Consider the following 24,507-nt stretch of genomic DNA (forward strand, 5'->3'; position numbering starts at 1 on the left):
CATTCGACAGATTCGAGGACCCTGCCTATGACGTCGCCGCTTTACGGCCAGATGATGGAAGTACCGCTGCTCGCGTCGTCCCTGCTGTCCCATGCCTCGCGTCACTTCGGCGACAACGAAATCGTGTCGCGCCGCATCGAAGGCGACATCCACCGCTACACGTACCGCGATTGCGAGAAGCGCGCGAAGCAGCTTGCGCAGGCACTGACCGCGCTCGGCGTCGAACAGGGAGAGCGCATCGGCACGCTCGCATGGAACGGCTACAGACATCTGGAGTGCTACTACGGCGTGAGCGGCATGGGCGCCGTGTGCCACACGATCAATCCGCGTCTCTTTCCCGATCAGATCGCGTTCATCATCGATCACGCCGACGATTCATATGTCTGCTTCGACATGACCTTCGGCCCGCTCGTCGAGCTCATCGCGCCGCAATGTCCGAACGTGAAAGGCTGGATCGCGCTCGGCGATGCCGCGTGCATCGGCCAGCATCTATCGAACATGAGCGTGCCGGTGATGAGCTACGAGAGCCTCATCGGCGAGCATGACGGCGACTACGAATGGCCGGTGCTCGACGAGCGTCAGGCCTCGTTTCTCTGCTACACGTCGGGCACGACCGGCAATCCGAAGGGCGCGCTTTACTCGCATCGCTCGACAGTGTTGCATGCGTACGGCGCGGCGTTGCCCGATGCGATGGGCGCGTCATCGAGCGATTCGATTCTGCCCGTGGTGCCGATGTTCCATGTCAACGCGTGGGGCATTCCGCATGCGGGGCCGCTCGTCGGTGCAAAACTCGTGTTCCCGGGCAAGGACCTCGACGGCAAATCGCTCTACGAACTGATGGAAGCCGAAGGCGTCACGTATTCGGCGGGCGTGCCGACCGTCTGGATGGGCCTGCTCAACTACATGAAGCAGCAAAACCTGCGGTTTTCGACGTTGAAGCGCACGGTGATCGGCGGCTCCGCGTGTCCGCCCGCGATGCTGCGCATCTTCGAGGAAGAGTACGGCGTGCAGGTGATCCACGCGTGGGGCATGACGGAGATGTCGCCGCTCGGCACCTTGTCACGCCTGAGTTTCAAGCAGAAGCAGCGCCCGCTGGAGGAGCAGCGGCGTTCGCTGGAGAAACAGGGACACACGCTCTTCGGCGTCGACATGAAAGTGGTCGGCGACGACGGCCGCGAACTGCCGTGGGACGGCAAGTCCTTCGGCGATCTGTACGTGCGCGGGCCGTGGGTCATCGACCGCTATTTCCGTCGTGACGAGTCGCCGCTCGTCGACGGCTGGTTCCCGACAGGCGATGTCGCGACCATCGATCCGGACGGCTTCATGCAGATCACCGATCGCAGCAAGGACGTGATCAAGTCCGGCGGCGAATGGATCAGCTCGATCGATCTGGAAAACATCGCGGTGTCGCATCCGCAGGTGGCGGAGGCCGCGTGCATCGCGTGCGCGCATCCGAAGTGGACCGAGCGGCCGCTGATCGTGGCGGTCCTCAAGCCCGGCGCCACCGTCACGCGCGAGGAGCTGCTCGCGCATTTCGAGGGCAAGGTTGCTAAGTGGTGGATTCCGGACGATGTCGTGTTCGCCGAGGATCTGCCGCACACCGCGACGGGCAAGCTCCAGAAAGTGCGTCTGCGCGAGCAGTTTCGCGATTACGTGCTGCCGAACGCCGCAGAAAACTCCGTTTAGGCCGCCCGCGCGCATCAAAGCCCCGTCCGCTCTCGCGGTACCGGGGCTTTTCTGCATTAGCGCCTCGCAAAGCACACGTTCACCTTAATTGGACGATCGTGCTTTTTTGTGTATTCTGCAGGCATCAACCACAATTCATCCGGTATCCGTCGACAGGAGTCACCTTCATGGCAGTGGACTACACGATCCGCGGCGGCGTCGCCGTCATCACGCTCGACAATCCGCCGGTGAACGGCCTCGGACATTCGACGCGCCTTGGCATCGTCGAAGGCATCGAGCGCGCGAACGATGACGACGACGTGCGCGCCATCGTCATCATCGGCGCGGGCAAGGCATTTTCAGGCGGCGCGGACATCACCGAATTCAACACGCCGAAAGCCACGCAAGAGCCGACACTCATGACCGTGATCAAGGCGCTGGAAGCGAGCGCGAAGCCCGTGGTCGCGGCGATCCACGCGGTGGCGATGGGCGGCGGCCTCGAGCTCGCGCTCGGCGCGCACTACCGCATCGCCACGCCCGGCGCGCAAATCGCGCTGCCGGAAGTGAAGCTCGGCCTGCTGCCCGGCGCGGGCGGCACGCAGCGTCTGCCGCGCGTGGTCGGGCTGGAGACGGCGTTGAACATGATCGTGTCGGGCACACCGGTGCCGTCGGAACAACTCGCGCGAACCGCGCTCTTCGACGAGCTCGTCGAAGGCGAGCTGCTGGCGCGCGCGCTGTCGTTCGCGAGTCAGGCGGCGGACCGGGGCGGTCCGCATCCGAAAGTGCGCGACCGCAAGATCGAGCATCCGAACGCCGAAGGTTTCATTCAGTTCGCGAGGAACGGCGTTGCGGCGGCCGCGAAGCATTTCCCGGCGCCGCACAAGTGCATCGATGCGGTCGAAAGGGGCGTGAAGGAAGGTTTCGAGCGTGGCCTCGCCTTCGAACGCGAATGCTTTCTCGCGCTCGTTCAGACGCCCGAGAGCCGCGCGCTGCGGCATGCGTTCTTCGGCGAGCGCGCAGCCGCCAAGATCGCCGATGTGCCGTCGAATACGCCTGTCAGGGAAATCGCGCAAATCGGCGTGATCGGCGCGGGCACGATGGGCGGCGGCATCGCGATGAACTTCCTCAATGCGGGCCTGCCCGTCGTGCTGCTCGAAACGAAGCAGGACGCGATCGATCGCGGGCTCGCCACGATCCGTCGCAACTACGAAGCCCAAGTGAAAAAGGGCAAGCTCACGCAGGAGAAAGTCGAAGAGCGCATGGCGCTGATTCAGCCAACTTTGTCGTTCTCCGATCTGGCGCAGGCAGACCTGATCATCGAAGCCGTCTTCGAGGAGTTGAGCGTGAAGGAGCAAGTGTTCCGCCAGCTCGATGAAGTCGCCAAGCCCGGCGCGATCCTCGCATCGAACACATCGACGCTCGATCTGAACAAGATCGCCTCGTTCACCAAACGTCCCGGCGATGTCATCGGGATGCACTTCTTCAGCCCTGCGAACGTGATGAAGCTGCTCGAAGTCGTGCGCGGCGAGAAGACGGACAAGGACGTGCTCGCCACCGTCATGCAGCTCGCGAAGAAGATCAAAAAGACGGCGGTGGTGTCTGGCGTGTGCGACGGCTTCATCGGCAACCGGATGATCGAGCAGTACATCCGGCAAGCGCTTTTCATGCTGGAAGAAGGCGCGCTGCCCGCGCAGATCGATCGTGCGATAGAAAATTTCGGCTTTGCGATGGGCCCGTTTCGCATGAGCGATCTGGCGGGCAACGACATCGGCTGGGCGATCAGAAAGCGCCGCTATCGGGAGCAGCCGGATCTGCACTATTCGCGCGTCGCGGATCGACTGTGCGAAATGGGCCGCTTCGGGCAGAAGACCGGCGCGGGCTGGTACGACTATCAGCCGGGCAAGCGCGACGCGGCGCCATCGAAGCTCGTCGACGACATGATCGTTGCGTATTCGAAGGAACGTGGCGTCGAGCGACGCAAGTTCGGCGATGAAGAGATCGTCGAGCGGCTCGTGCTGTCGCTCGTGAACGAAGGCGCGAAGATTCTGGCGGAAGGCATCGCCGGCAAGGCGTCGGATATCGATATGGTCTATCTGACGGGCTACGGCTTTCCGCTCTGGCGCGGCGGGCCGATGCTCTATGCGGACACCATCGGCCTCTATAACGTCGAACGCGCGATGCGCAAGTACGCGAAGCAGACCAACGGCGATGCGTGGCAACCCGCCGCGCTCGTGACGGCGCTCGCGCAATCGAATGGCCACTTCAATGACTGAGATGAAACCCGTTGAAGATGTATTCCTCGTCGTCGACGTGCAGTACGACTTCATGCCGGGCGGCGCGCTTGCCGTCGCGCGCGGCGATGAAGTCGTGCCGATCGTCAATCGGCTTGCCCCCGCGTTCTCGCACGTTGTGCTGACGCAGGACTGGCATCCGCGCGCGCATGTGTCGTTCGCGGCGAATCACGCGGGCCGTCAACCGTTCGAGATGATGACGCTGCCTTACGGCGAACAGGTGTTGTGGCCGGTCCATTGCGTGCAGGACACGCAAGGCGCGGCGCTGCATCGCGATCTGCACGTGCCGCATGCCCGGCTCGTGATTCGCAAGGGACATCACGAGCATGTCGACAGCTACTCGGCGTTTCTCGAAGCGGACCGCGCGACGCCGACGGGCCTCGAAGGCTATCTGCGCAACGTCGGCGCGAAGCGCGTCTGGCTCGCGGGACTCGCGACCGACTATTGCGTCGCGTGGTCCGCGCTCGACGCGCGCGCGGCGGGCTTCGAGGTGATCGTGATCGAGGACGCGTGCCGCGCGATCGATCTCGAGGGCTCGCTCGACAAGGCATGGCAGGACATGCGCGACGCCGGCGTACAACGTGTGAAGTCGGCAGACATACTCAATTAAAGCAAGGGAGACGACATGACCGATGCAGTCATCGTATCGACGGCGCGCACCGCGCTCGCCAAATCATGGCGCGGCGCGCTCAACATGACTCACGGCGCGACGCTCGGCGGCCATGTGACGAAGGCCGTCGTCGAACGGGCGGGCATCGATCCGGCGCGCGTCGAAGACGTCATCATGGGCTGCGCGAATCCCGAAGGCGCGACGGGCATGAACATCGCGCGGCAGATCGCCCTGCGCGCGGGGCTGCCCGTCTTCGTGCCCGGCATGACGGTGAACCGTTTCTGCTCGTCGGGCTTGCAGACGATCGCGCTCGCCGCGCAGCGCGTGATCGCGGGCGAGGGCGATGTCTACGTCGCGGGCGGCGTCGAATCGATCTCGTGCGTGCAAAACGAAATGAACCGTCACATGCTGACCGATGGCTGGCTGAACCAGAACAAGCCCGAGATCTACTGGTCGATGCTGCAGACCGCCGAGAACGTCGCGAAGCGCTACGAGATATCGAAGGCGCGGCAGGACGAATACGGCGTGCGTTCGCAGCAGCGCGCGGCGGCGGCACAAGCCGCTGGCAGATTCGACGATGAAATCGTGCCGATCACCGTGCTCGCCGGCATCGCCGACAAGGCCACGGGGCGCATGTTCACGAAGGAAGTGACGCTCGCCGCCGACGAAGGCATCCGCGCCGGCACGACGCTCCAAGGCGTGTCTGACATCCGGACCGCGCTGCCGGGCGGCGTCATCACCGCGGGCAACGCGAGCCAGTTTTCGGACGGCGCATCGGCGTGCGTCGTGATGAACGCGACGCTCGCCGAGAAGGAGGGGCTTGTCCCGCTCGGCATCTTCCGCGGTTTCGCGGTCGCGGGCTGCGAGCCGGACGAGATGGGTATCGGTCCGGTCTTCGCGGTGCCGAAGCTGCTGAAACGCGCGGGCTTGTCCGTCGACGATATCGGCCTGTGGGAGTTGAACGAAGCGTTCGCCGTGCAGGTGCTCTATTGCCGCGACAAGCTGGGCATTCCGGACGACCGTCTGAACGTGAACGGCGGCGCGATCGCGCTCGGGCATCCGTATGGCGTCTCGGGCGCGCGTCTGACGGGACACGCGCTCATCGAAGGCAAGCGGCGCGGCGCGAGGTTCGTCGTGGTCACGATGTGCATTGGCGGCGGACAGGGCGCGGCGGGGCTGTTCGAAATCGTGTGACGGTTGCGCGTCCTTCGCCGCATGGCGATTTTTGCTACGCTTCAGGTCTCGTTCGACAACAGGAGCCGCCGTGCTACGTCACATCGTCATGTGGAAGCTGAAGGAAAATGCCGAGGGCGCGAGCCGCGCCGAGAACGCCGAAAAACTGAAGGCGAAGCTCGAAACCTGCCGCAGCATCGTCAAGGGGCAAGGACATTTCGAAGTCGGCACCGCGCAGCCGGGTTTCGATTGCACGTACGACGTCGTGCTCGTCTCGGACTTCGACGACAAGGCCGCGGTCGAAGCCTATCAGGTTCATCCGAAGCATCAGGCGTTGAAGGACTTCGTCGCGGCGATCCGCGAAGACCGGCAGTGCGTCGACTACGAAGTGTGAGCGCGATGTCCTCTTCCGAACCATCCGCCGGCAACGTCTCGATCGAAAGCCCCTTCATCGACGCCCTCGGCGTGCAGCTCGTCAAGGCCGCCGACGGCGAGAGCGAAGTGCGCATGCCGCTTCAGGAAGCGCACATGAACACCTGGGGCATCGCGCACGGCGGCGTCACGATGACCCTGCTCGACGCATCGCTTGCGCTAGCCGCGCGCAGCGTCGCGGGCGACGGCATCGGGGTCGTCACCGTCGAGATGAAAGTCAACTTCATGCAGCCCGGCCGCGGCGAACTGCGCGGCTATGGCCGCGTGCTGCATCGCTCGACGACGATGGCCTATTGCGAAGGCGAGATCCGCGACAGCGAGGGCCACTTCGTCGCGAAGGCGCTCGGCACGTTCAAGTACATGAAGCGGCTCGCGGTCGGACGCGACATCGTCAGGCAGAAGATGCGATCCGATCCGAAGGCGACGCCCGGTCCGAGCGACGCCTGAGTCGTCAAAAAAATACGAAGGAGAATCCGCATGGCAGATGCACAAATCAACCGCCAGATCCTGCTCGTGTCGCGTCCGCAAGGCGAGGCGTCGGTGTCGAACTTCAAGCTGGTCGAAACGCCGCTCGCGCCGCTGCAGGACGGCGAGGTGCGCGTGCGCAATCACTATCTGTCGCTCGATCCGTACATGCGCGGCCGCATGGACGATGCGAAATCGTATGCCGCGCCGCAGCCGCTCAACGAAGTGATGATCGGCGGCACCGTAGGCGTCGTGAGCGAATCGCGCAATCCGGCGTTCGCGGTGGGCGATAGCGTCGTCGGCGTGCTCGGCTGGCAGGAATACGGCACGTCCGATGGCCGCGGCCTGAACAAGGTCGATGCGTCGCGTGTGCCGCTGTCCGCGTATCTCGGCGCGGTCGGCATGCCGGGCGTCACGGCGTGGTACGGGCTCAATCGCATCATCGAGCCGAAGGCGGGCGAGACGGTCGTCGTCTCCGCGGCGAGCGGGGCGGTGGGCAGCGTCGTCGGGCAACTGGCGAAGGCGGCGGGATGCCGGGCGGTGGGCATCGCGGGCGGCGCGGAAAAGTGTCGCTATGTCGTCGAGACGCTCGGCTTCGATGCGTGCGTCGACTACAAGGCGGGCAGGCTCTACGAGGATCTGAAGGCCGCGACGCCGAATGGCGTGGATGGCTACTTCGAAAACGTCGGCGGCGAAACGCTCAACGCCGTGCTCGCGCGCATGAACGCGTTCGGGCGCGTCGCCGTGTGCGGAATGATCTCCGGTTATGACGGCAAGCCCATGCCGATGAACGCGCCCAGACTCATCCTCACCCAGCGGCTCAAGCTGCAGGGCTTCATCGTCTACGAACATCTGGATGTCTGGCCGCAAGCGCTGAAGGAGCTCGCCGAGCGCGTCGCGACGAAAAAGCTGCATTTTCGCGAGAGCATCGCCGAAGGGCTGGAGAATGCGCCCGAGGCGTTCCTCGGCCTCTTGCGCGGAAAGAACTTCGGCAAGCAACTCGTGAAGCTCGTCTGATCGCGAAGGAACGCACGTGGATCGTTTCGAAGGCAAGGTCGCCGTCATCACCGGCGCGGGCAGCGGATTCGGGCGCGAGTTCGCGAAGGAGGGCGCGGCGCTCGGCATGAAGCTCGTGCTCGCCGATCTCGACGCCGCCGCGCTCGCCGCGACCGTCGACGCGGTGCGCGCGCAAGGCGGCGACGCGATCGGCGTCACGACGGACGTATCGGACGCCGCTCAGGTCGAAGCGCTCGCGCGCGCATCGCTCGATGCGTACGGCGGCGTGCATCTGCTCTTCAACAACGCGGGCGTCGGCGCGGGCGGCTTCGTGTGGGAGAACAGCCCGAACGACTGGCAGTGGGTCTTCGGCGTGAACGTGATGGGCGTCGCGAACGGGCTGCGCGCGTTCGTGCCGATCATGCTCGAACAGAACGAGCCGGCGCATATCGTCAACACGGCGTCCGTGGCGGGCCTGCTCGCCGCGCCCGCGATGGGCGTCTACAACGCATCGAAGCACGCGGTCGTCGCGCTGACCGAGACGCTGCATCACGACTTGCGGCTCGCGGGCGCGTCGCTGATCGGTGTGTCGCTCCTGTGTCCCGCGTTCGTGCCGACCGGCATTGCCCGGGCCGAACGCTCGCGGCCCGAGGCGCTCGCCAACGAAACGCCTCTTACGGCATCGCAAAAGCTCGCGGCGCGGCAGCTCACGAGGGCGGTGGAAGGCGGCAAGCTGTCCGCGCGCGACGTCGCCCGGCTGACGTTCGATGCGGTGCGCGAAGGGCGCTTCTATGTCATCACGCATCCGAACATCATGCCGTCGGTGCGACTGCGCCTCGACGACATCGCGCAACTGCGCAACCCGACCGACCCGATGTCGCTGAAACGACCGCGCTGATGCCGCGCGGTTCGTGGCATCATCGTGCCCCTTTGACGCTCATACCGCCGATGCCGCTCAATCCGAAGATCGCGCAAATCCTGGAGATGGTCGCGCGCGCGAATCGACCGCCTTATCACACACTCACGCCGCAACAGGCGCGCGCCGCCTACGCGATGAGCGCGCAGATCCTCGACATCGCGCCGCTGCCGATGTTCAGCGTCGAAGATCTGCTCATTCCCGTGCGCGATGGCGAAACGATCGGTGTGCGCATCTATCATCCGGTCGAGCCGGGCTGGGCCGAGCCCGTCGCGGGGCTCATGTATCTGCATGGCGGCGGGTTCACGGTCGGCAGCGTGTCGACGCATGACGCGCTGTGCCGCAAGCTCGCGCACGACGCGGGCTGCGCGGTGGTATCGGTCGATTACCGGCTCGCGCCGGAGCACAAGTTTCCCGTCGCGGTGAACGACGCCTTCGACGCGCTGCAATGGCTCGCCCGCGAAGCGCCGACGCTCGGCATCGATCCCGCGCGGCTCGCCGTCGGCGGCGACAGCGCGGGCGGCACGCTCGCAATCGTGTGCGCGGTGCTCGCGCGCGATGCCGGCATTGATTTGCGGCTGCAATTGCTGATTTATCCGGGCACGAGTGCGTGGCAAAAGAGCGCCTCGCATGCGCGGTTCGCCGATGGCTATCTGCTTTCCGGCGAGACGATCCAGTGGTTTTTTGCGCAATATCTGCGCGACGACCGCGACCGCGACGACTGGCGCTTCGCGCCGCTCGATGCGGCGGGCGGCGTGCCCGACTTCACGGGCGTCGCGCCCGCCTGGATCGCGGCGGCGGATCACGATCCGCTGTACGACGAGGACATCGCATTTGCCGCCACGCTCGAAAAGGCTGGCGTGCCGGTCACGCTCACGCGCCATGAAGGCATGATTCACGAGTTCTTCAAGATGGGCGGATTCGTGCCGGAAGTCGCCGAGGCGCACGCGCACGCGGTGAGGGCGTTGCGGGCGGCGTTCGAGTGATGCGCTCAGCCTTCGATCTCGAACGCAAACGCCCGCTCGAACGCCCCCGGCCGCACGATCCGATGCGAGCCGTCATCGTCGCTCCGTTCCTTGATTTCCAGCGATAACCCGCGCGCCGACAGGTTCACGCGCAAAGCCGTCGTGCTGCGCGTCGCGTAATCGGGCGTTTCGATGAACGCCGCCGACAGCACGCGCTCCCGCTCGATCGAAATGCCCGTCGACGGCAAATGCTCGTCGTTCGCGATGCGCGGATCGCGCAATGTGCCGATGAGCACGTCGAGCGACGGGCGTTCATCGGCGTGAATCAGCTCGCACAGCGCCTCGCGCTGCGCGACGAGCTTGGGCCACGGCGTGTTCAACAGACTGTTGGACAAGCCGTGCACGCCTGCGTCGAGCAACGAAGGCGGTGCATCGGCGCGATTGCCGTACCAGCCGAGCTCGCGTCGCGTGAAATCACCGCACAGCAGGTTGAAGCCGTTATATCGATGACCTTCGCGCGCCACGTGCTGCAAATAGTCGAGCGGCGCCACACGCTCGCCCGTGAGAAACGCGCTCACGAGCGTGCCGCGCGTCGGCGCGTTCGGCTTCATGTCGTCCGGCGCGCGATAGTTCGTCAGCGCCGCAAAACGGCCGTCGCGCGAGACGCCGAGCCACGTTCCTCCGCCCGTCAGATCGCGACCCGCGAGGACACCGGGCGCATCGTTCCACCAGTGCATCGGCTCGGCGTCGCGGCGCAGGAATTCGTCGCGGTTGGCCGAGAGCGTCAGCAAGGCGCGGCTGTTTTCCTGCGAAGCCGCCGGCTGCCAGTCGAAGACGATCAGACACATGCGGGCGCAACCTCAGGCGTCGGCGGGAAAAGCGTAGGGCAGCGGCACGAAACCGAGCGTGGGGCCATCGGCCGCGCCGACGTGCACCGAGCCGTTTTCGAGCGCGGCGAGCTTGATCTCGACGAGACAATCCACGCCGCCTTTTTCGCCAGGCGCCACGTTGACGACGAGCCCGCACGGCTGGCCGGGATCGTCGGAATGGAAGAGTTCGGCGCCGGGCAGGACGGCATCGGTGCGCGTGTCGACGTGGGCGAGCGCCGTGCGACGCTTGATCGTGCCGCGATACTGGCTGCGCGCGACGATCTCCTGTCCCGGATAGCAGCCTTTCTTGAAGTTCACCGCGCCGAGCACGTCGAAGTTCACCATTTGCGGGACGAACTGCTCGACCGTCGCGTGCGTGATGCGCGGCTCGCCCGCGTGGATGTCGAGCCAGTCCCACATCTGCTCGGGCACGCGTGTCAGTTTTTCGTCGAGCTTCGCGACTTGCGCCTCGACATCGGCCTTCGCTCCGACCCACAGAAAGCGCGGCCGATGCGCGGCATCCGGCACCCGGATCAGCGAGCCGTGCGGGCCTTCGACCTTCACGTGCACACCGTCGGGCAGCGCATCGAAAATGCCGGAGAGCGCCGCGCGCACGTCGCCCGCGAAGGCGATCGCCCCCACTTCGGATGTCGCGTCGGTGAGCTTCGCCTTCGAGCGCAGCACGAACATCGACAGGCGTTTCTGCACGGCGGCCTGCACGTCCCGCGCGATCAGGAGGCGCACCGCATCGGCCGTGCGCCACATCAGGAACGAGCCGAGCAGGCGACCCTTCGGCGAGCAGTAGCCGGCGAGGCGCGCGGTCGACGCATCGAGATGCTGGACATCGTTCGTGATCTGGTTATGCAGGAACGAGGCGGCGTCCTCGCCCTTGACGTCGATCACGCCGAACTGGGTGAGCGGCATGTACGCGCCGGCGGTCCTGACGGCTTCGAAGTCTGAGGGGGCGAGGGCGATGGTCTGGGAATTCATGAGCGGGCGGGCTGTCAATCCTATCGTTTGGGCGCAAGCCGCAGAAAGCGGCTCTGACGCAGGCGGCAAGTTATTATATTGGTCTTATCTCAAGCGTGTTTCGCATGTCCCTTTTCAAGAAATGCGTCGTGGCGGCGGTGTTCGTCGCGATGCTCGCGGCGGCCGTCGCGGGCGGCCTGTACTGGTGGGCCAACCGGCCCCTGACCCTGCCGACGCCCGAACTCGACGTCACCATCAAGCCCCACAGCAGCCTGCGCAGCGTGAGCGCCCAGTTGAACCGTGGCGGCGTGCCCGTCGAACCCGAATTGTTCGTGCTGATGACGCGCGTGCTCGGGCTGTCCGCGCAGTTGAAGTCAGGCAATTACGCGTTCAAGAGCGGCATCACGCCTTACGAGGTGCTGGAGAAGATCGCGCGCGGCGACGTGAACGAATATGTCGCCACCGTCATCGAAGGATGGACGCTGCAAAAGATGCGCGGCGAGCTCGACAGCAACCCCGCGCTCACGCACGACACGGCGGGCATGACCGACACCGACCTGCTGCGGGCGATCGGCGCGACCGAAGTCGACAAGGCATCGGCCGAAGGTCTGTTCTTCCCTGACACCTATCTCTTCGACAAGGGCACGAGCGATCTCGCCGTCTACAAGCGCGCGTATCGGCTGATGCAGGCGCGCCTCACCGAAGCGTGGAACACGCGCGCGCAGAATCTGCCTTACAAGACGCCTTATGAGGCGCTCATCATGGCGTCGATCGTCGAAAAGGAGACGGGACGCGCCTCGGACCGGCCGCTCGTCGCGGCGGTGTTCGCGAACCGGTTGCGTATCGGCATGCCGCTGCAGACCGACCCGAGCGTGATCTACGGCCTCGGCCCCGCCTACGGCGGCAAACTCAGGAAAAAAGACCTGCAGACGGACACTCCGTACAATACCTACACGCGCATGGGCCTGCCGCCGACGCCGATCGCGCTGCCCGGCGTGGCCGCATTGAATGCCACGCTCAATCCCGCCGCGAGCAACGCGCTGTATTTCGTGTCGCGCGGCGACGGCAGCAGCATCTTTTCCGACAATCTGGGCGACCACAACAAGGCCGTCGACAAATACATCCGGGGTCAATGAATGGCGCGCGGCAAGTTCATTACGTTCGAAGGCATCGACGGCGCGGGCAAGACCACGCATCTGGACTGGTTCCGCCAGCGCCTCGAAGCGAAACTGGAGCCGGGGGGACATCGTGTGGCGATGACGCGGGAACCGGGCGGCACGCCGCTCGGCGAAACGCTGCGCGGCATCCTGCTGAATCAGCCGATGGATCTCGAAACCGAAGCGCTGCTGATGTTCGCCGCGCGCCGCGAACATCTGGCGCAGGTGATCGAGCCGGCACTTTCGCGCGGCGACTGGGTGTTGTCGGACCGTTTCACGGACGCGACTTTCGCGTATCAGGGCGGCGGACGCGGCCTGCCGCGGGACAAGCTGGAAGCGCTGGAGCGCTGGGTGCAGGGTGGTTTTCAGCCCGACCTGACCGTGCTTTTCGATGTGCCGACCGACACCGCGAGCCAGCGCCGCTCGGCGGCCCGGGCGCCGGACAAGTTCGAGAGCGAATCGGAGGCGTTTTTCGAGCGCACGCGCAACGAGTATCTGCGCCGCGCGGAGGAATCGCCGCAGCGATTTTTCATCGTCGATTCGACCCGGTCCATCGACGATATTCGGAAAGAACTTCAAGAATTGCTTGCAAGCCTCTGATTTGATATAGAAACATACTGATGATCTACCCTTGGCAAACCGACGACTGGCAGCGTCTCCAGCAATTGCGCGCGCACTGGCCGCATGCGCTGTTGCTTCACGGAGAAGCGGGTATCGGCAAGCTCCGGTTCGCGCAGCATCTCGCGCAGGGACTGCTTTGCGAGACGCCCGCGGCAAATGGCGAGCCGTGTGGCGCTTGCCCGGCATGTCTGTGGTTTTCGCAAGGCAATCATCCCGACTACCGGGCGGTGCTGCCTGAAGCGCTTGCAGGCCTCGCTGCCGGCAACGGCGACGCAGCGGAAGCATCCGCCGACAAAGCCGATGGCGACGAAGGCAAGAAGACCCGCACGCCGAGCAAGGAAATCAAGATCGAGCAGGTGCGCGCGCTGCTGGACTTTTGCGGTGTCGGCTCCCATCGGGGCGGCATGCGCGTCGTGGTGCTGTATCCGGCCGAAGCGCTCAACGTCGCGGCGGCGAATGCGTTGCTGAAGACGCTCGAAGAGCCGCCATCGGGCGTGGTGTTTCTGATGGTGTCGGCGCGCGTGGACCGGCTGCTGCCGACCATCATCAGCCGATGCCGTCAATGGCCGATGAGCGTGCCGCCGCAAAACGAGGCGAGCGCGTGGCTCGCGTCGCAGGGCGTGGACAACCCGGCGGAACTGCTCGCGCAGGCAGGCGGCGCGCCGCTTGCCGCGCTCGCGCTGGCCAACGACGAAAACCACGCGTTGCGCGATTTCACACTCGCACAACTTGCCGCCGGCCCGAATTGCGACGCCTTCGCCTGCGGAGAAAACCTCCAGAAGCTGCCGGTGCCGCTCGTGCTCGGCTGGCTGCAACGCTGGCTGTACGATCTGCTTGCCGAGCGCACGGCGCGCCGGCCGCGCTATTTTCCCGGCGCGGCGAAAGCGCTCGCGCGTTGCGCGCAAAGCGCCGATCCCGCCGCGCTCGCGCGCTACATGAAGACCGTCACGCGGCAGCGCGCGGTGGAAAATCACCCGCTCAATGCGCGCCTCGTGTTCGAGGAGCTGTTCATCGGCTACCGCGCGATCTATACGGCCTGAGCGCAGCACCTGCATTAAGGAGCACCGGATGTTCGTCGATTCACATTGCCACATCAACTTCGAAGGACTCGCCGACCGTCTGCCCGACGTGCTCGACAAGATGCGCGCGCACGCGGTGACGCATGCGCTGTGCGTATCGGTCGATCTGGAAACGCTGCCTTCGGTCCTCGAAATCGCCGAAAAGCACGACAACGTGTACGCGTCCGTCGGCGTGCATCCGGATCACGAGGAGGCGAAGGAGCCGAGCGTCGCGGAACTCGTCGAACTGGCCGCGCACCCGAAGGTTTGCGCGATCGGCGAGACCGGGCTCGACTACTATCGTCTGGAAGGGCGCAGCATCGCCGACATGGAATGGCAGCGCGAGCGTTTTCGCACGCATATCCGGGCCGCGCACAAGACGGGCAAGGCGCTCATCATCCACACGCGCTCGTCGTCGGATGACACGCTGCGGATCATGGAGGAAGAGCGCGCCGGCGTGCCGGGCGGCGTGATGCATTGCTTCACGGAACCGTGGGAGATCGCGGAACGGGCGCTCGCACAGAACTTCCACATTTCGCTGTCCGGCATCGTCACGTTCAAGAACGCGAAGGATGTGCAGGACGTTGCGCGCCGCGTGCCGCTCGAGCGCCTGCTCATCGAGACCGATTCCCCATATCTCGCGCCGGTGCCGTATCGCGGCAAGCCGAACGAACCTGCGTACGTGAGTTATGTCGGACGTTTCATCGCGCAGTTGCGCGAGCAGCCGGAAGAAGCCATCGCGCAGGCAACCACCGACAACTTCTTCCGGCTCTTCAAGATCGCGCGGCCAGCCTGAGGGCGGCCGGGCGGCCGCGCGAACAACCTGTTTCAAGGCAATCCGAAGGTCACTTATGAACAATTCCCCGATGGTTTCCACCCAGTCCGTGGCGAGCGCGCCAAACGTTTCCCGTGCACCCGATTCACATCACGCACGCAATCCGCGAAAAAGCGCGGCCGTGCGCGGCCTCGTCGCCGGTGCGCTCCTCGCAGCGTGCGCAATTGCGCAGCCGGTCTGGGCCGCATCCGTGGACTCGCTCATCAAGGCGGTCAAGTTCGACGACGTATCCGCCGTCAAGAAGCAGCTCGCGCAGGGCGCGGACCCGAATACGGTCGACAACACGGGCACGCCGATCATCGTGATCGCCGCGCGCGAGAAGTCCGACAAGGTCGGCCAGCTGCTCGCCGACAACCCGAAGACGGATCTGGAAAAGCTCGACCCGGCCGGCGAAAACGCGATGATGCTCGCCGCGCTCAACGGCGACGCGACCTTCGTGAACCTGCTGATCGCAAAGGATGCCGAAGTGAACAAGAAGGGCTGGACGCCTTTGCACTACGCAGCGACCAACGGCCATGACGACATCGTGAAGATACTGGTCGACCATTCCGCCTATATTGACGCCGGTTCGCCGAATGGCACGACGCCGCTCATGATGGCCGCGCGCGGCGGTCATCTTTCGACCTGCAAGCTGCTGCTCGACGAAGGCGCGGATCTGCGCGTGAAGAACCAGCTCGGCCTGACGGCGGTCGACTTCGCCCGCAAGTACAACGAGAAGGACGTCGCCGAAGGCCTGCAGGCGCGTCTGGATTCGATGCCGCAAGGCGGCGGCGCTCCGCAAAGCGGCTCAAACGGTGCAAAATAACGCAGCGCGACAGTCAAGCTCCGGGGCAGGCGCGGCCAGGCGCGGCCGCGCATCGCCCCGAACCGGTTGCCCCATTCAAGCCGCCGCTCACCATAAAAGGAAGACCATGCTGCGGGAATTCGTCCTCGCCTGTGCTCTCGCGACGCCCGTCTGCGCGTTTGCGTTTACCGGCAACGATCTGAACAAGCTCTGCACCAAAACGGATCCCAACTCGCGGACTGCCTGCGCGGCCTATATCGAAGGCGCGGCGGACGGCATCTACAACACGATCGAGGCGATCGGCGGAACCTCCGGGCCGCAGATCGGCCAGTACTTCTGCCTGCCGGCGGACGTGAAGCCGCAGCAGCTTACGGACGCGGTGCGCAAGTACATCGCCAATAATCCCGACAAGGCCGATTTCAACGCGACCACGATGGTCTCGCTCGGCCTCGGCAAGGCGTTCCCTTGCAAAGCGGAGCGCTGAACGTCTTTTGACGCCAGGACGCCAGCGCGCGTCCCGGCGTCGTGCTTGCCGGCGCGACATGCGCCACGGCCGCGCCCGGGCGGCCACCGCGGCTGCATTTCGCGGCATCCCGCATCCGTGCGATGCGACCGCCGTATCCACCTCGCTGCTTCCACTTTCACGAGGCCGATCCCGCGACGCTCATGCTCTCATTCGATCACTTCCTGAACCTCGCAGAACGGCCGCTCGGCACGTGGCCCGGCGCCCTCGTCGTGGCCGCCATCGCGGTGGCGGTCGCGGTGGGCGTGCATCGGATCGGCGCGCGCATCCTCACGCGCATCGCGCGGCCGTATCCGCTGATGAGCGTCGTTCTGCGCTACGTCGACACGCCCGCGCTCGTCCTGCTCATCATCCTCGGAATCGGTTTCATGATCTTCGAGGCGCCCGATACGCTGCCGTTCATCGGCGTGCTGCGCGATGTCGAAACCGTCGCGCTGATCGGCGCGCTCACGTTCCTCGCGGCGCGCTCGGCAGGCGCGGTGGGCGAGGCGATCGTGCAGGCGCATCCGCTCGACACCGACGACAATCTCAACGCCCGCCGCATCCACACGCAGGCGCGCGTGCTCGCGCGCTCGGTGATGGTGGTGATCGTGATCATCGGCTTCGGCGCGGCGCTGATGGCGTTTCCGAGCGTAAGGCAGATCGGCGCGAGCCTGCTCGCGTCGGCGGGCGTTGCCGGTCTCGTCGCCGGTATCGCGGCGCGGCCGGTGCTCGGCAACCTGATCGCGGGATTGCAGATCGCGCTGTCGCAGCCGATTCGCCTCGACGATGTCGTCGTGATTCAGGGCGAATGGGGGCGCGTCGAGGAGATCACCGGCACGTACGTGTCGATTCGCATCTGGGACCAGCGACGCCTCATCGTGCCGTTACAGTGGTTCATCGAGAATCCGTTCACGAACTGGACGCGCAACAGCTCGCAGATCATCGGCACGGTGTTTTTGTTCGTCGATTACCGGATGCCGATCGCGCCGCTGCGCGAGGAACTGGAGCGCATCCTCGCACACGCGCCGGAATGGGACGGCCGCGTGCAGGTGCTGCAAGTCACCGACGCCACGGACCGCGCGATGCAGCTTCGCGTGCTCGTCAGTTCCTTCGATTCGGCACTCAACTGGGACTTGCGCTGCCGCGTGCGCGAAGGGCTCGTGAACTTCGTGCAGGCCGCGTATCCGCAGTATCTGCCGCGCGCGCGCGCGGATTTGTCGACAGACCGGGAACATCACGTCGACTTCGCGCCGCCGCTCGATCGCGCGGCCACGACGCATGTCGGCAGCACGGCAAACACGCCCGCCGATCCGGTCGCGAGCCGCGGTGAGCCGACCGGCCCGGACCCTCGCGCGCATTCGTCGGCGTCCACCGCGCCGGCGCCTGCCGGAAAGCACTGACGGCATCGACAGGAAACCCGCACCGCATTTTCCAGTCGAAAATTTCGGGTTTATCCTGAACAAGAAAATCTCGAAGAGGACAAGGAAAGCATATGAGCCGTCTCGTCGTCGTATCCAACCGGGTCGCCACGCCGACCGAAACCAAGGGCTCCGCAGGCGGCCTCGCCGTCGGCGTCTTCGGCGCGCTGAAGGACAGTGGCGGCGTCTGGTTCGGCTGGAGCGGGGACGTGGTGAGCGAAACCGTCGCCAATCAGGGGCCGAAACTCGAACAGGACGGCGCGGTGACCTTCGCGACCGTCGGCCTGCCGAAGAAGGACTACGACCAGTATTACCGCGGCTTCTCCAACGCGATGCTGTGGCCGGTCTTTCACTATCGCAACGATCTCGCCGTCTACGACCGCGATGAATACGCCGGTTACCGGCGCGTGAACGCGTGGCTCGCGCACAAGCTCATCAAGCTGCTCGAGCCCGACGACATCATCTGGGTTCACGACTATCACCTGATCCCGTTCGCCGAGGCGCTGCGCTCGGCGGGCATCACCAATCGCACCGGCTTCTTCCTGCATATCCCGTTTCCGTCGCCGCAGATTTTCCTGAACATTCCGCCGCACGAGGAACTGGTCAAGTCCCTGTGCTGCTATGACGTGGTCGGCTTTCAGACCGAGCGGGACCGCGTCGCGTTTCACGACTACATCATCCGGCATGCGCACGGCACCGCGACGCCCGACGGCCACGTCGAAGCGTTCGGCAGGAAGCTCAGGACGAACGTGTATCGCATCGGCGTTTTTCCGGACGAAATCGCCGAACAGGCCGAACGCGGCGAAGCGCGCCAGGACGTGATGGATCTGAAGCAGAGCCTCGAAGGCCGCAAGCTCATCATGAGCGTCGACCGGCTCGATTACTCGAAAGGGCTCGTCGAGCGTTTCCGCGCGTTCGAGCATTTTCTGGAGAAGTCGCCCGAGTGGCGCGGCAACGTCACGCTCGTGCAGATCGCGCCGCCGACGCGCTCGGACGTCGAAACGTATCAGCAGATCCGGCAGAACCTGGAGTACGAAGCGGGGCGTATCAACGGGCGCTATTCAGGCCTCGACTACACGCCGATACGCTATCTCAACCAGCGTTACGACCGATGGAAACTGATGTCGCTCTTTCGCGAATCGCAGATCGGGCTCGTCACGCCGCTGCGCGACGGCATGAATCTCGTCGCGAAGGAATACATCGCCGCGCAAAATCCGGACGATCCCGGCGTGCTCGTGCTCTCGCAGTTCGCCGGCGCCGCTGACGAAATGACCGGCGCGGTGATGGTCAATCCACACGACATCGTCGGCATGAGCGAGGCGATCGGGCGCGCGCTCGCGATGCCGCTCGCCGAGCGCAAGCAGCGCTACGAAACCAACATGACCGCGTTGCGCAAGCACGATCTGGGCGTGTGGCGCGACGACTTTCTCGCGGATCTGCGCGGCGACCCCAAAGCGTAACCGTCGCGCGAAACGGATGTTTCGCCCCTGTAACAGAGCGATGAAAGTGCAAGAGACGCCACGGGCGGTCGGCATCGCGCTCAATATGGTGTGCATCGCGCAGGCGACTGCCGGCGCGTGACAGGCACGGGCGGACAACGCGAGACGGAATTACGCGTAAGGGCAAACCTTGTTGGCCGACCTTTCGGCGCGCTGTCATACTCGATGCGCGCCGGGCCGGTACGACGTCCGTGCTGCACGCCGATATCCGCATGGAGACGACAACGATGAGAATTGCCCAGATTGCTCCGCTGACCGAGTCGGTGCCGCCGAAACTGTATGGCGGAACCGAGCGCGTCGTGTCGTACCTCACCGAGGCGCTCGTCGAGCTCGGTCATGACGTCACGCTTTTCGCCACCGGCGATTCGCAGACCAGCGCCAACCTGGAACCCGTCTGGCCGCGTGCGTTGCGGCTCGATCCGGCGATCCGCGACCGCATCGCGCCTCACATGCTGCTGATGGAGCTCGTGCGCCGCCGCGCCGAAGAGTTCGACGTCCTGCACTTCCACATGGACTATTACTCGTTCTCGCTCTTCAAGCGCCAGGACACGCCGTTCGTGACGACCATGCACGGCCGTCTCGATCTTCCCGAGCAGCAGCCGGTGTTCGATACGTTCAATACGGCGCCGGTGATTTCCATTTCCGATGCGCAGCGTCATCCGCTGCCGCAGGCGAAGTGGATCAGCACGGTCTATCACGGCCTGCCGGAGACGCTCTATACGCCGCAGCCGGTGGAGCAGAAGTACCTGGCGTTCCTCGGACGCATCTCGCCGGAAAAGCGTGTCGATACGGCCATTCGCATCGCGGGCCGCTGCGGTTTGCCGATCAAGATCGCCGCCAAGGTCGATTTCGCCGATCACGAGTATTTCGAGCGCGAAATCGCACCGCTTCTCAAGTTGCCGTATGTCGAGTACGTCGGCGAGATCAACGACAGTCAGAAGGCCGAATTTCTGTCGGGCGCCCATGCGCTCCTGTTCCCGATCGACTGGCCGGAGCCCTTCGGGCTCGTGATGATCGAAGCGATGGCGTGCGGCACGCCTGTCATCGCGTTCAATCGAGGCTCGGTGCCGGAAGTGCTGGATGAAGGCGTGTCGGGGTTCATCGTGGAGGATGAAATCGGCGCGGTGGCTGCGGTGAATCGCCTGCACACCTTGTCGCGCGAGCGCGTGCGCGCGCGCTTCGAGGAGCGCTTCACGTCGCATCGCATGGCCCGGCAGTATCTCGAGGCATATCAGGCCGTCGTGCGCGCGCAAAAGCGTGCGCGCTTCAAGGTGATCGACCGCGCGACGAGCCCCTGATCGTTCGAAAAGACGTAAAAAAAACCGCCGTGTGGTGCGACCCGAAGGTCGCGCCAGAGGGCGGTTTTGCATTCGCCGCGAGGAAGGCGGCGCGCGCTCAGTATTTGATGCGCGAAATCTTGGTGCCTTGCAGCGAGACATCGGCCATCAGGCCGGCGTTGGTCAGGACGATCACCTCGACAGGCTTCGTGGCCGTGGTCGTGTCGATCGCGCCGTTCGCGCCCATCTTCACCAGCGCCACCGATGCATCCGCACCCGCCGACCAGCCGTCGGAATTGCGGAATTTGTCGAGTGCGTCCTGCGTCATGAACAGGAAGATCAGCGCCTTCGATTGCGCGCCCGCCTGCAGTCCGAAAGAGCCGGAAGTCGTGCTGTAATAGCCGACGCTGCTGCCGCCGACACGCAGCGCACCCTTGCCGTATTGCGCGCCGACGATGAAGCCGGCCTGAAGCACTGACGGGAACACCAGCACGCCGCGCGCTTTCGCCACCAGTTCGCGCGAGCCGTTCACCGTGGCGTAGAGACGCTGGATGGTGCTGTCGACGTCGGCGTCGATGGAGCGCCGGTCATCGGCAGCGCCCGCAGCCGCTTCACTGCCGGTGTTCTTGTTTGTCGTACAGCCGGCAAGCGCGAGGCCTCCCAGCGCCAGAACGGCCGTCGACTTGAGCATGAAGTTTCGTCTTTGCATCATTGTTCTCCATCGTGGAATTTAGGAAACCCCATAGAGCGGGAGGGTGAGGCACGCCAAGTTATAGCACAGCAACCTGAAAAACGAGCCCCGATCCATGCGCCCAAAGCCTTGTCACGCTTGCGTTTCAGGCTCCGCAACATTCGGGGCAAACGATCCACCAGCCTAGCTTACTCCGAATCCGGCCCCATAACCGCCAACCGGTACGCTAAATTACATTCGTCTTTCGATCGAAACCGCGTCTGCTTAAGGGTAGACGACGCTTCGACGAAACTGAATAGGGACCGGCGTTTTCGCCTGACACGCTCCTCAAGGTAAGCATAAATTTCGTGAAACGTCCTTAAGGTCGTACGAGAAAAACGCATGGAGAAGTAGCAACGACCGTACCTGGCCAACGCTTACGGATGGGTCGTCGTTTTTACCTCGGTGGACGCCGCCGCGTGTGTTCCTTGCGGGCGGCGCAGCGCGCGTCTGATGCCTCCGACCAGCATGCCGAGCACGAGCAGGAAAACAGCAGGCACGATCCAGTAGCCGACGAACGCGTGCCAGAGATAATCCGCGAGCGTCGCCTTGCGATGCGCATATTCGCCGAGCGCTTCCTGATGCTTCACCTCGGTGGCCGCGATGGCGTCTTCGGGACAGCCGGCGGCGCGGGCCTCGTCGGATGTGCCGTGACAGTGCGCGGCGGCGCCGGCGGCGCGCTGCGCGTCCGTCAGTTCCCAGGCGGAGAGCGCTTTCTGGAGATCGGCGTTGTTGTACGCCATCTCCTCGCGCACCTCACTGACCGCGACGATCAGCACCGGCACGAACCAGAACGTGATCGTCACGAGCCAGCGCCTGAACCAGCGGTTCTTATGTCTCCATGCCATCCGGATGCCTCCATGCGTGGCTTTCGCCTCGCTCGAAACGGCGGCGGCCGATGGCGTATTTCTTGTATTCGTGAGGGGCCGCCTTCGCGCCATCTTATGAGAAAAAGACGACGGTGCGAATCACTTGCTTGGGTGCAGTGCAATATCGGCCGGTAGGCAGGGTAAATACGAAAGGGTCGCCGCGCGCGACTGGCGCGGCGCAAGTGTGACTGTCGGCGAGATCAGCCTTTGTTGCTGAGACAGCTTTTCATGAAGGCCTTGCGGTCATCGCCTTTCTTGTCGGTTGCCTGCTGATTGCACGCGGTCATCTTCTGCTGCTGCGTCATCGGCGTGGAAGCGGCGGCGGGCGCGGCGGACAGACAGCTCTTCATGAAGGCCTTGCGGTCGTCGCCTTTCTTGTCGCCAGCCTGCTTGTTGCAATCGGTCATCTTGCTTTGCTGACTGTTGGCGGCGATCGCGACATTCGCGCCGAGCGTCAGGCTCAGCACGGCGATGAGGGCGGTGGCTCGAATAGTCATGTGACGCTCCCTGATTTGAGTGACGGTTATTCTTCGACGGCGCCTGTCCATAGCGGCATGCCGCCCGCGCATTATGGCAAACCGAATATGAACGGTGTGTGGGATAAGGTGAAATCGGGAGGCGGGCGCGCAGGGCACGGGAACGAGGCTTGCAAGCGCCTTGCATCTATCGGCGTTCCGCACGGAGCAGGCAGCCGACGTATGATCGTGCGATGCATGTCAACGCAAAGGAGACGGTTCATGTCCACGCCGCTGTCCGACCATTACAAAGGCTTCGAAATCAAGGTGCAGGCATTGCGGCGCGCGAAAGAGCGCGACGAGCCGGACGACGGTCCGCGCCACTTCGACATCGTCGTGACGATCGCGAAGAGCGCGCATGGTGAGAGTGGCCGCGCGGTGATGTTCGGCGTGCCCGAGCAGGAACCCTTCGATAGCCCGATCGACGCGACGCGCGCGGGCATCGACTACGCGCGCGACATCATCGACAACAAGGTGGACGGGCAATCGGTCGAAGATCTCTGATGCGGGCAGCGAGCCGTTGCCCACGGACAACCCACAACGCCGTCGATCCCTAAATCGACGGCGTTGTCGCGTGTGGCCTACACGTTAGCCCGATTGACCTGCGGCGTCTCTCCAACGAGAATCGACGGCGAGCAAACGTTGAAACCGCACCCGAAAGGCGATCGAAGGCTTTCGGCGCGTGACACGAAGCGCTGGCGCGACAGGGCGCCCGCGATCACTTCCCTTCATGGCCCCGCGCGGGTCGACACGCCTTGCTCACGTTCGCTGCATCTCGCACGACCAGACAAACCAGAACAAAGCACTGGAGATCCGCATGAATCGACCCCTCCGCCGACGCGTCCTGTCGGCCGCCGTCGCGCTCGCCGCCTGCACCGCATTGCCGTTCGCCTCGTCATCCGCGTTCGCGCAAACGGCGGGCAAGCCGAAAGTCGCGCTCGTCATGAAGTCGCTCGCCAACGAGTTCTTCCTGACGATGGAAAACGGCGCGAAAGACTATCAGGCGCACAACTCCAGCCAGTTCGACCTGATCACCAACGGCATCAAGGATGAGACCGACACCGCGGCGCAGATTCGCATCGTCGAGCAGATGATCGTTTCCAAGGTCAACGCGCTCGTCATCGCGCCGGCCGATTCGAAGGCGCTCGTGCCGGTGATCAAGAAGGCGGCGGACGCGGGCATCATCGTCGTGAATATCGACAACCGGCTCGATCCGGACGTGCTCAAGTCCAAGGATCTGAATGTGCCGTTCGTCGGACCGGACAACAAGAAGGGCGCGAGAAAGGTCGGCGATTATCTCGCTCCGAAGCTCAAAAAGGGCGATGAAGTCGCGATCATCGAAGGCGTGACGACCACCACGAACTCGCAGGCACGCAGCGCGGGCTTCAAGGAAGCGATGGACGCGGCCGGCATGAAGGTCGTCGCGCTCCAGTCGGGCGAATGGGAAATCGACAAGGGCAATGCGGTCGCATCGCAGATCCTGAACGCGAACCCGAACGTAAAGGCGCTCCTGTGCGATAACGACAACATGGCGATCGGCGCCGTGTCGGCGATTCGCGCGGCAGGCAAGGCGGGCAAGGTGCAGGTCGTCGGCTTCGACAATATCGGCGCGATCAAGCCGATGCTGAAAGACGGCCGCGTGCTCGCGACCGCTGACCAGTACGCGGCGAAGCAGGCGGTATTCGGCATCGACGTTGCGCTGAAGGCGATCGCCGGTCACAAGAAGCAGTCGGACCTTTCGCAGGTCGTCGAAACGCCGGTCGATCTGGTGACGAAGTAAGGCGGGCGCGCGGCGGCGGCGTCCGGCGCCGTGTCGCGCGACAATCTAAAGTTCGCGGCCAGCGTGCCGATAACACACTGACGAGCGCGGAAGGCAGACGGCGCGGGC

The 24,507-nt window shown here is 64.5% G+C and carries 25 protein-coding genes; 20 read left to right on the forward strand and 5 right to left on the reverse strand.

Going from position 1 to position 24,507, the window contains the following annotated elements; translation table 11 throughout:
* The first annotated feature begins 27 nt into the window (after nucleotides 1-27).
* The 9 genes from NCR38_RS06525 to NCR38_RS06565 all read left to right on the forward strand — a co-directional run bounded on the left by NCR38_RS06525 (nucleotide 28) and on the right by NCR38_RS06565 (nucleotide 9,534).
* The gene (locus NCR38_RS06525) at nucleotides 28-1,686 is read left to right on the forward strand and encodes a 3-(methylthio)propionyl-CoA ligase (protein WP_061117360.1); all 1,659 of its coding nucleotides are present in this window, start codon (nucleotides 28-30) and stop codon (nucleotides 1,684-1,686) included.
* A gap of 167 nt (nucleotides 1,687-1,853) precedes the next feature.
* Entirely contained in the window at nucleotides 1,854-3,938 is a 2,085-nt protein-coding gene (locus NCR38_RS06530) for a 3-hydroxyacyl-CoA dehydrogenase NAD-binding domain-containing protein (protein WP_250476624.1), read from the forward strand.
* Nucleotides 3,931-4,566: a bifunctional nicotinamidase/pyrazinamidase gene (gene pncA / locus NCR38_RS06535; protein ID WP_409219260.1), complete on the forward strand. Its 636-nt coding sequence runs from the start codon at nucleotides 3,931-3,933 to the stop codon at nucleotides 4,564-4,566. The genes NCR38_RS06530 and pncA overlap by 8 nt, the downstream gene beginning before the upstream one ends.
* A 15-nt stretch (nucleotides 4,567-4,581) precedes the next feature.
* Nucleotides 4,582-5,760 carry an acetyl-CoA C-acyltransferase gene (locus tag NCR38_RS06540; RefSeq protein ID WP_250476626.1) on the forward strand — a complete coding sequence of 393 codons (1,179 nt, stop codon included), beginning with the start codon at nucleotides 4,582-4,584 and terminating at the stop codon, nucleotides 5,758-5,760.
* 70 nt (nucleotides 5,761-5,830) lie between these two features.
* Nucleotides 5,831-6,133: a Dabb family protein gene (locus tag NCR38_RS06545; protein ID WP_250476627.1), complete on the forward strand. Its 303-nt coding sequence runs from the start codon at nucleotides 5,831-5,833 to the stop codon at nucleotides 6,131-6,133.
* A gap of 5 nt (nucleotides 6,134-6,138) precedes the next feature.
* Nucleotides 6,139-6,618 (forward strand): PaaI family thioesterase, encoded by a 480-nt coding sequence (locus tag NCR38_RS06550; protein ID WP_061117355.1) that lies wholly within the window; start codon nucleotides 6,139-6,141, stop codon nucleotides 6,616-6,618.
* Nucleotides 6,619-6,648: 30 nt separating this feature from the next.
* Nucleotides 6,649-7,653 carry an NADP-dependent oxidoreductase gene (locus tag NCR38_RS06555; protein WP_061117354.1) on the forward strand — a complete coding sequence of 335 codons (1,005 nt, stop codon included), beginning with the start codon at nucleotides 6,649-6,651 and terminating at the stop codon, nucleotides 7,651-7,653.
* Between the two features lie 16 nt (nucleotides 7,654-7,669).
* Entirely contained in the window at nucleotides 7,670-8,530 is an 861-nt protein-coding gene (locus NCR38_RS06560) for an SDR family oxidoreductase (RefSeq protein WP_250476628.1), read from the forward strand.
* A gap of 50 nt (nucleotides 8,531-8,580) precedes the next feature.
* On the forward strand, nucleotides 8,581-9,534 hold the full coding sequence (locus NCR38_RS06565) for an alpha/beta hydrolase (RefSeq protein WP_250476650.1): 954 nt from the start codon (nucleotides 8,581-8,583) through the stop codon (nucleotides 9,532-9,534).
* Nucleotides 9,535-9,539: 5 nt separating this feature from the next.
* On the opposite strand, the gene NCR38_RS06570 is transcribed toward NCR38_RS06565, so the two are convergent.
* Both NCR38_RS06570 and NCR38_RS06575 read right to left on the reverse strand, forming a co-directional pair.
* Complete coding sequence (locus NCR38_RS06570; RefSeq protein WP_061117351.1) at nucleotides 9,540-10,361, reverse strand: NRDE family protein; 822 nt, start codon at nucleotides 10,359-10,361, stop codon at nucleotides 9,540-9,542.
* A gap of 12 nt (nucleotides 10,362-10,373) precedes the next feature.
* Nucleotides 10,374-11,372: a folate-binding protein YgfZ gene (locus NCR38_RS06575; RefSeq protein ID WP_250476629.1), complete on the reverse strand. Its 999-nt coding sequence runs from the start codon at nucleotides 11,370-11,372 to the stop codon at nucleotides 10,374-10,376.
* Nucleotides 11,373-11,476: 104 nt separating this feature from the next.
* Between NCR38_RS06575 and mltG the strand changes: the two genes are divergently transcribed.
* The 9 genes from mltG (at nucleotide 11,477) to NCR38_RS06620 (ending at nucleotide 20,526) form a co-directional block, all read left to right on the forward strand.
* Nucleotides 11,477-12,487: an endolytic transglycosylase MltG gene (mltG, locus tag NCR38_RS06580; protein WP_061117349.1), complete on the forward strand. Its 1,011-nt coding sequence runs from the start codon at nucleotides 11,477-11,479 to the stop codon at nucleotides 12,485-12,487.
* The gene (tmk, locus tag NCR38_RS06585; RefSeq protein ID WP_250476630.1) at nucleotides 12,488-13,108 is read left to right on the forward strand and encodes a dTMP kinase; all 621 of its coding nucleotides are present in this window, start codon (nucleotides 12,488-12,490) and stop codon (nucleotides 13,106-13,108) included.
* A 20-nt stretch (nucleotides 13,109-13,128) separates the two neighbouring features.
* A complete protein-coding gene (locus NCR38_RS06590; protein WP_250476631.1) occupies nucleotides 13,129-14,169 on the forward strand; it encodes a DNA polymerase III subunit delta' in 1,041 nt (346 codons plus the stop codon).
* Between the two features lie 28 nt (nucleotides 14,170-14,197).
* Nucleotides 14,198-14,983: a TatD family hydrolase gene (locus NCR38_RS06595; RefSeq protein WP_250476632.1), complete on the forward strand. Its 786-nt coding sequence runs from the start codon at nucleotides 14,198-14,200 to the stop codon at nucleotides 14,981-14,983.
* 55 nt (nucleotides 14,984-15,038) lie between these two features.
* Complete coding sequence (locus NCR38_RS06600; protein WP_086960872.1) at nucleotides 15,039-15,827, forward strand: ankyrin repeat domain-containing protein; 789 nt, start codon at nucleotides 15,039-15,041, stop codon at nucleotides 15,825-15,827.
* A gap of 106 nt (nucleotides 15,828-15,933) precedes the next feature.
* On the forward strand, nucleotides 15,934-16,290 hold the full coding sequence (locus tag NCR38_RS06605) for a Rap1a/Tai family immunity protein (protein WP_061117345.1): 357 nt from the start codon (nucleotides 15,934-15,936) through the stop codon (nucleotides 16,288-16,290).
* Between the two features lie 182 nt (nucleotides 16,291-16,472).
* A complete protein-coding gene (locus NCR38_RS06610; RefSeq protein ID WP_061117344.1) occupies nucleotides 16,473-17,711 on the forward strand; it encodes a mechanosensitive ion channel family protein in 1,239 nt (412 codons plus the stop codon).
* Between the two features lie 92 nt (nucleotides 17,712-17,803).
* A complete protein-coding gene (otsA, locus tag NCR38_RS06615; protein WP_250476633.1) occupies nucleotides 17,804-19,189 on the forward strand; it encodes an alpha,alpha-trehalose-phosphate synthase (UDP-forming) in 1,386 nt (461 codons plus the stop codon).
* A 266-nt stretch (nucleotides 19,190-19,455) separates the two neighbouring features.
* On the forward strand, nucleotides 19,456-20,526 hold the full coding sequence (locus tag NCR38_RS06620) for a glycosyltransferase family 4 protein (RefSeq protein ID WP_061117612.1): 1,071 nt from the start codon (nucleotides 19,456-19,458) through the stop codon (nucleotides 20,524-20,526).
* Nucleotides 20,527-20,623: 97 nt separating this feature from the next.
* On the opposite strand, the gene NCR38_RS06625 is transcribed toward NCR38_RS06620, so the two are convergent.
* The 3 genes from NCR38_RS06625 to NCR38_RS06635 form a co-directional block, all read right to left on the reverse strand.
* Nucleotides 20,624-21,214 (reverse strand): YSC84-related protein, encoded by a 591-nt coding sequence (locus NCR38_RS06625; protein WP_061117611.1) that lies wholly within the window; start codon nucleotides 21,212-21,214, stop codon nucleotides 20,624-20,626.
* A gap of 398 nt (nucleotides 21,215-21,612) precedes the next feature.
* A complete protein-coding gene (locus NCR38_RS06630) occupies nucleotides 21,613-22,083 on the reverse strand; it encodes a hypothetical protein (protein ID WP_250476634.1) in 471 nt (156 codons plus the stop codon).
* A gap of 221 nt (nucleotides 22,084-22,304) precedes the next feature.
* The gene (locus NCR38_RS06635) at nucleotides 22,305-22,601 is read right to left on the reverse strand and encodes a PsiF family protein (RefSeq protein WP_061117341.1); all 297 of its coding nucleotides are present in this window, start codon (nucleotides 22,599-22,601) and stop codon (nucleotides 22,305-22,307) included.
* A gap of 240 nt (nucleotides 22,602-22,841) precedes the next feature.
* Between NCR38_RS06635 and NCR38_RS06640 the strand changes: the two genes are divergently transcribed.
* The gene (locus NCR38_RS06640) at nucleotides 22,842-23,123 is read left to right on the forward strand and encodes a hypothetical protein (RefSeq protein WP_061117340.1); all 282 of its coding nucleotides are present in this window, start codon (nucleotides 22,842-22,844) and stop codon (nucleotides 23,121-23,123) included.
* Nucleotides 23,124-23,436: 313 nt separating this feature from the next.
* Complete coding sequence (locus tag NCR38_RS06645) at nucleotides 23,437-24,399, forward strand: sugar ABC transporter substrate-binding protein (RefSeq protein ID WP_061117339.1); 963 nt, start codon at nucleotides 23,437-23,439, stop codon at nucleotides 24,397-24,399.
* The last annotated feature ends 108 nt before the right edge of the window (nucleotides 24,400-24,507 follow it).

The organism is Caballeronia sp. INML1 (genome assembly GCF_023631085.1).
In the GTDB taxonomy this organism is placed as follows: domain Bacteria; phylum Pseudomonadota; class Gammaproteobacteria; order Burkholderiales; family Burkholderiaceae; genus Caballeronia; species Caballeronia turbans.

What these genes read in the sequence shown, in the direction of transcription:
- NCR38_RS06525 (WP_061117360.1), top strand. Translation starts at nt 28, where the DNA reads ATGACGTCGCCGCTTTACGGCCAGATGATGGAAGTACCGCTGCTCGCG.
- NCR38_RS06530 (WP_250476624.1), top strand. Translation starts at nt 1,854, where the DNA reads ATGGCAGTGGACTACACGATCCGCGGCGGCGTCGCCGTCATCACGCTC.
- pncA (WP_409219260.1), top strand. Translation starts at nt 3,931, where the DNA reads ATGACTGAGATGAAACCCGTTGAAGATGTATTCCTCGTCGTCGACGTG.
- NCR38_RS06540 (WP_250476626.1), top strand. Translation starts at nt 4,582, where the DNA reads ATGACCGATGCAGTCATCGTATCGACGGCGCGCACCGCGCTCGCCAAA.
- NCR38_RS06550 (WP_061117355.1), top strand. Translation starts at nt 6,139, where the DNA reads ATGTCCTCTTCCGAACCATCCGCCGGCAACGTCTCGATCGAAAGCCCC.
- NCR38_RS06555 (WP_061117354.1), top strand. Translation starts at nt 6,649, where the DNA reads ATGGCAGATGCACAAATCAACCGCCAGATCCTGCTCGTGTCGCGTCCG.
- NCR38_RS06565 (WP_250476650.1), top strand. Translation starts at nt 8,581, where the DNA reads ATGCCGCTCAATCCGAAGATCGCGCAAATCCTGGAGATGGTCGCGCGC.
- NCR38_RS06570 (WP_061117351.1), bottom strand. Translation starts at nt 10,361, where the DNA reads ATGTGTCTGATCGTCTTCGACTGGCAGCCGGCGGCTTCGCAGGAAAAC.
- NCR38_RS06575 (WP_250476629.1), bottom strand. Translation starts at nt 11,372, where the DNA reads ATGAATTCCCAGACCATCGCCCTCGCCCCCTCAGACTTCGAAGCCGTC.
- mltG (WP_061117349.1), top strand. Translation starts at nt 11,477, where the DNA reads ATGTCCCTTTTCAAGAAATGCGTCGTGGCGGCGGTGTTCGTCGCGATG.
- tmk (WP_250476630.1), top strand. Translation starts at nt 12,488, where the DNA reads ATGGCGCGCGGCAAGTTCATTACGTTCGAAGGCATCGACGGCGCGGGC.
- NCR38_RS06590 (WP_250476631.1), top strand. Translation starts at nt 13,129, where the DNA reads ATGATCTACCCTTGGCAAACCGACGACTGGCAGCGTCTCCAGCAATTG.
- NCR38_RS06595 (WP_250476632.1), top strand. Translation starts at nt 14,198, where the DNA reads ATGTTCGTCGATTCACATTGCCACATCAACTTCGAAGGACTCGCCGAC.
- NCR38_RS06600 (WP_086960872.1), top strand. Translation starts at nt 15,039, where the DNA reads ATGAACAATTCCCCGATGGTTTCCACCCAGTCCGTGGCGAGCGCGCCA.
- NCR38_RS06605 (WP_061117345.1), top strand. Translation starts at nt 15,934, where the DNA reads ATGCTGCGGGAATTCGTCCTCGCCTGTGCTCTCGCGACGCCCGTCTGC.
- NCR38_RS06610 (WP_061117344.1), top strand. Translation starts at nt 16,473, where the DNA reads ATGCTCTCATTCGATCACTTCCTGAACCTCGCAGAACGGCCGCTCGGC.
- otsA (WP_250476633.1), top strand. Translation starts at nt 17,804, where the DNA reads ATGAGCCGTCTCGTCGTCGTATCCAACCGGGTCGCCACGCCGACCGAA.
- NCR38_RS06620 (WP_061117612.1), top strand. Translation starts at nt 19,456, where the DNA reads ATGAGAATTGCCCAGATTGCTCCGCTGACCGAGTCGGTGCCGCCGAAA.
- NCR38_RS06625 (WP_061117611.1), bottom strand. Translation starts at nt 21,214, where the DNA reads ATGCAAAGACGAAACTTCATGCTCAAGTCGACGGCCGTTCTGGCGCTG.
- NCR38_RS06630 (WP_250476634.1), bottom strand. Translation starts at nt 22,083, where the DNA reads ATGGCATGGAGACATAAGAACCGCTGGTTCAGGCGCTGGCTCGTGACG.
- NCR38_RS06635 (WP_061117341.1), bottom strand. Translation starts at nt 22,601, where the DNA reads ATGACTATTCGAGCCACCGCCCTCATCGCCGTGCTGAGCCTGACGCTC.
- NCR38_RS06640 (WP_061117340.1), top strand. Translation starts at nt 22,842, where the DNA reads ATGTCCACGCCGCTGTCCGACCATTACAAAGGCTTCGAAATCAAGGTG.
- NCR38_RS06645 (WP_061117339.1), top strand. Translation starts at nt 23,437, where the DNA reads ATGAATCGACCCCTCCGCCGACGCGTCCTGTCGGCCGCCGTCGCGCTC.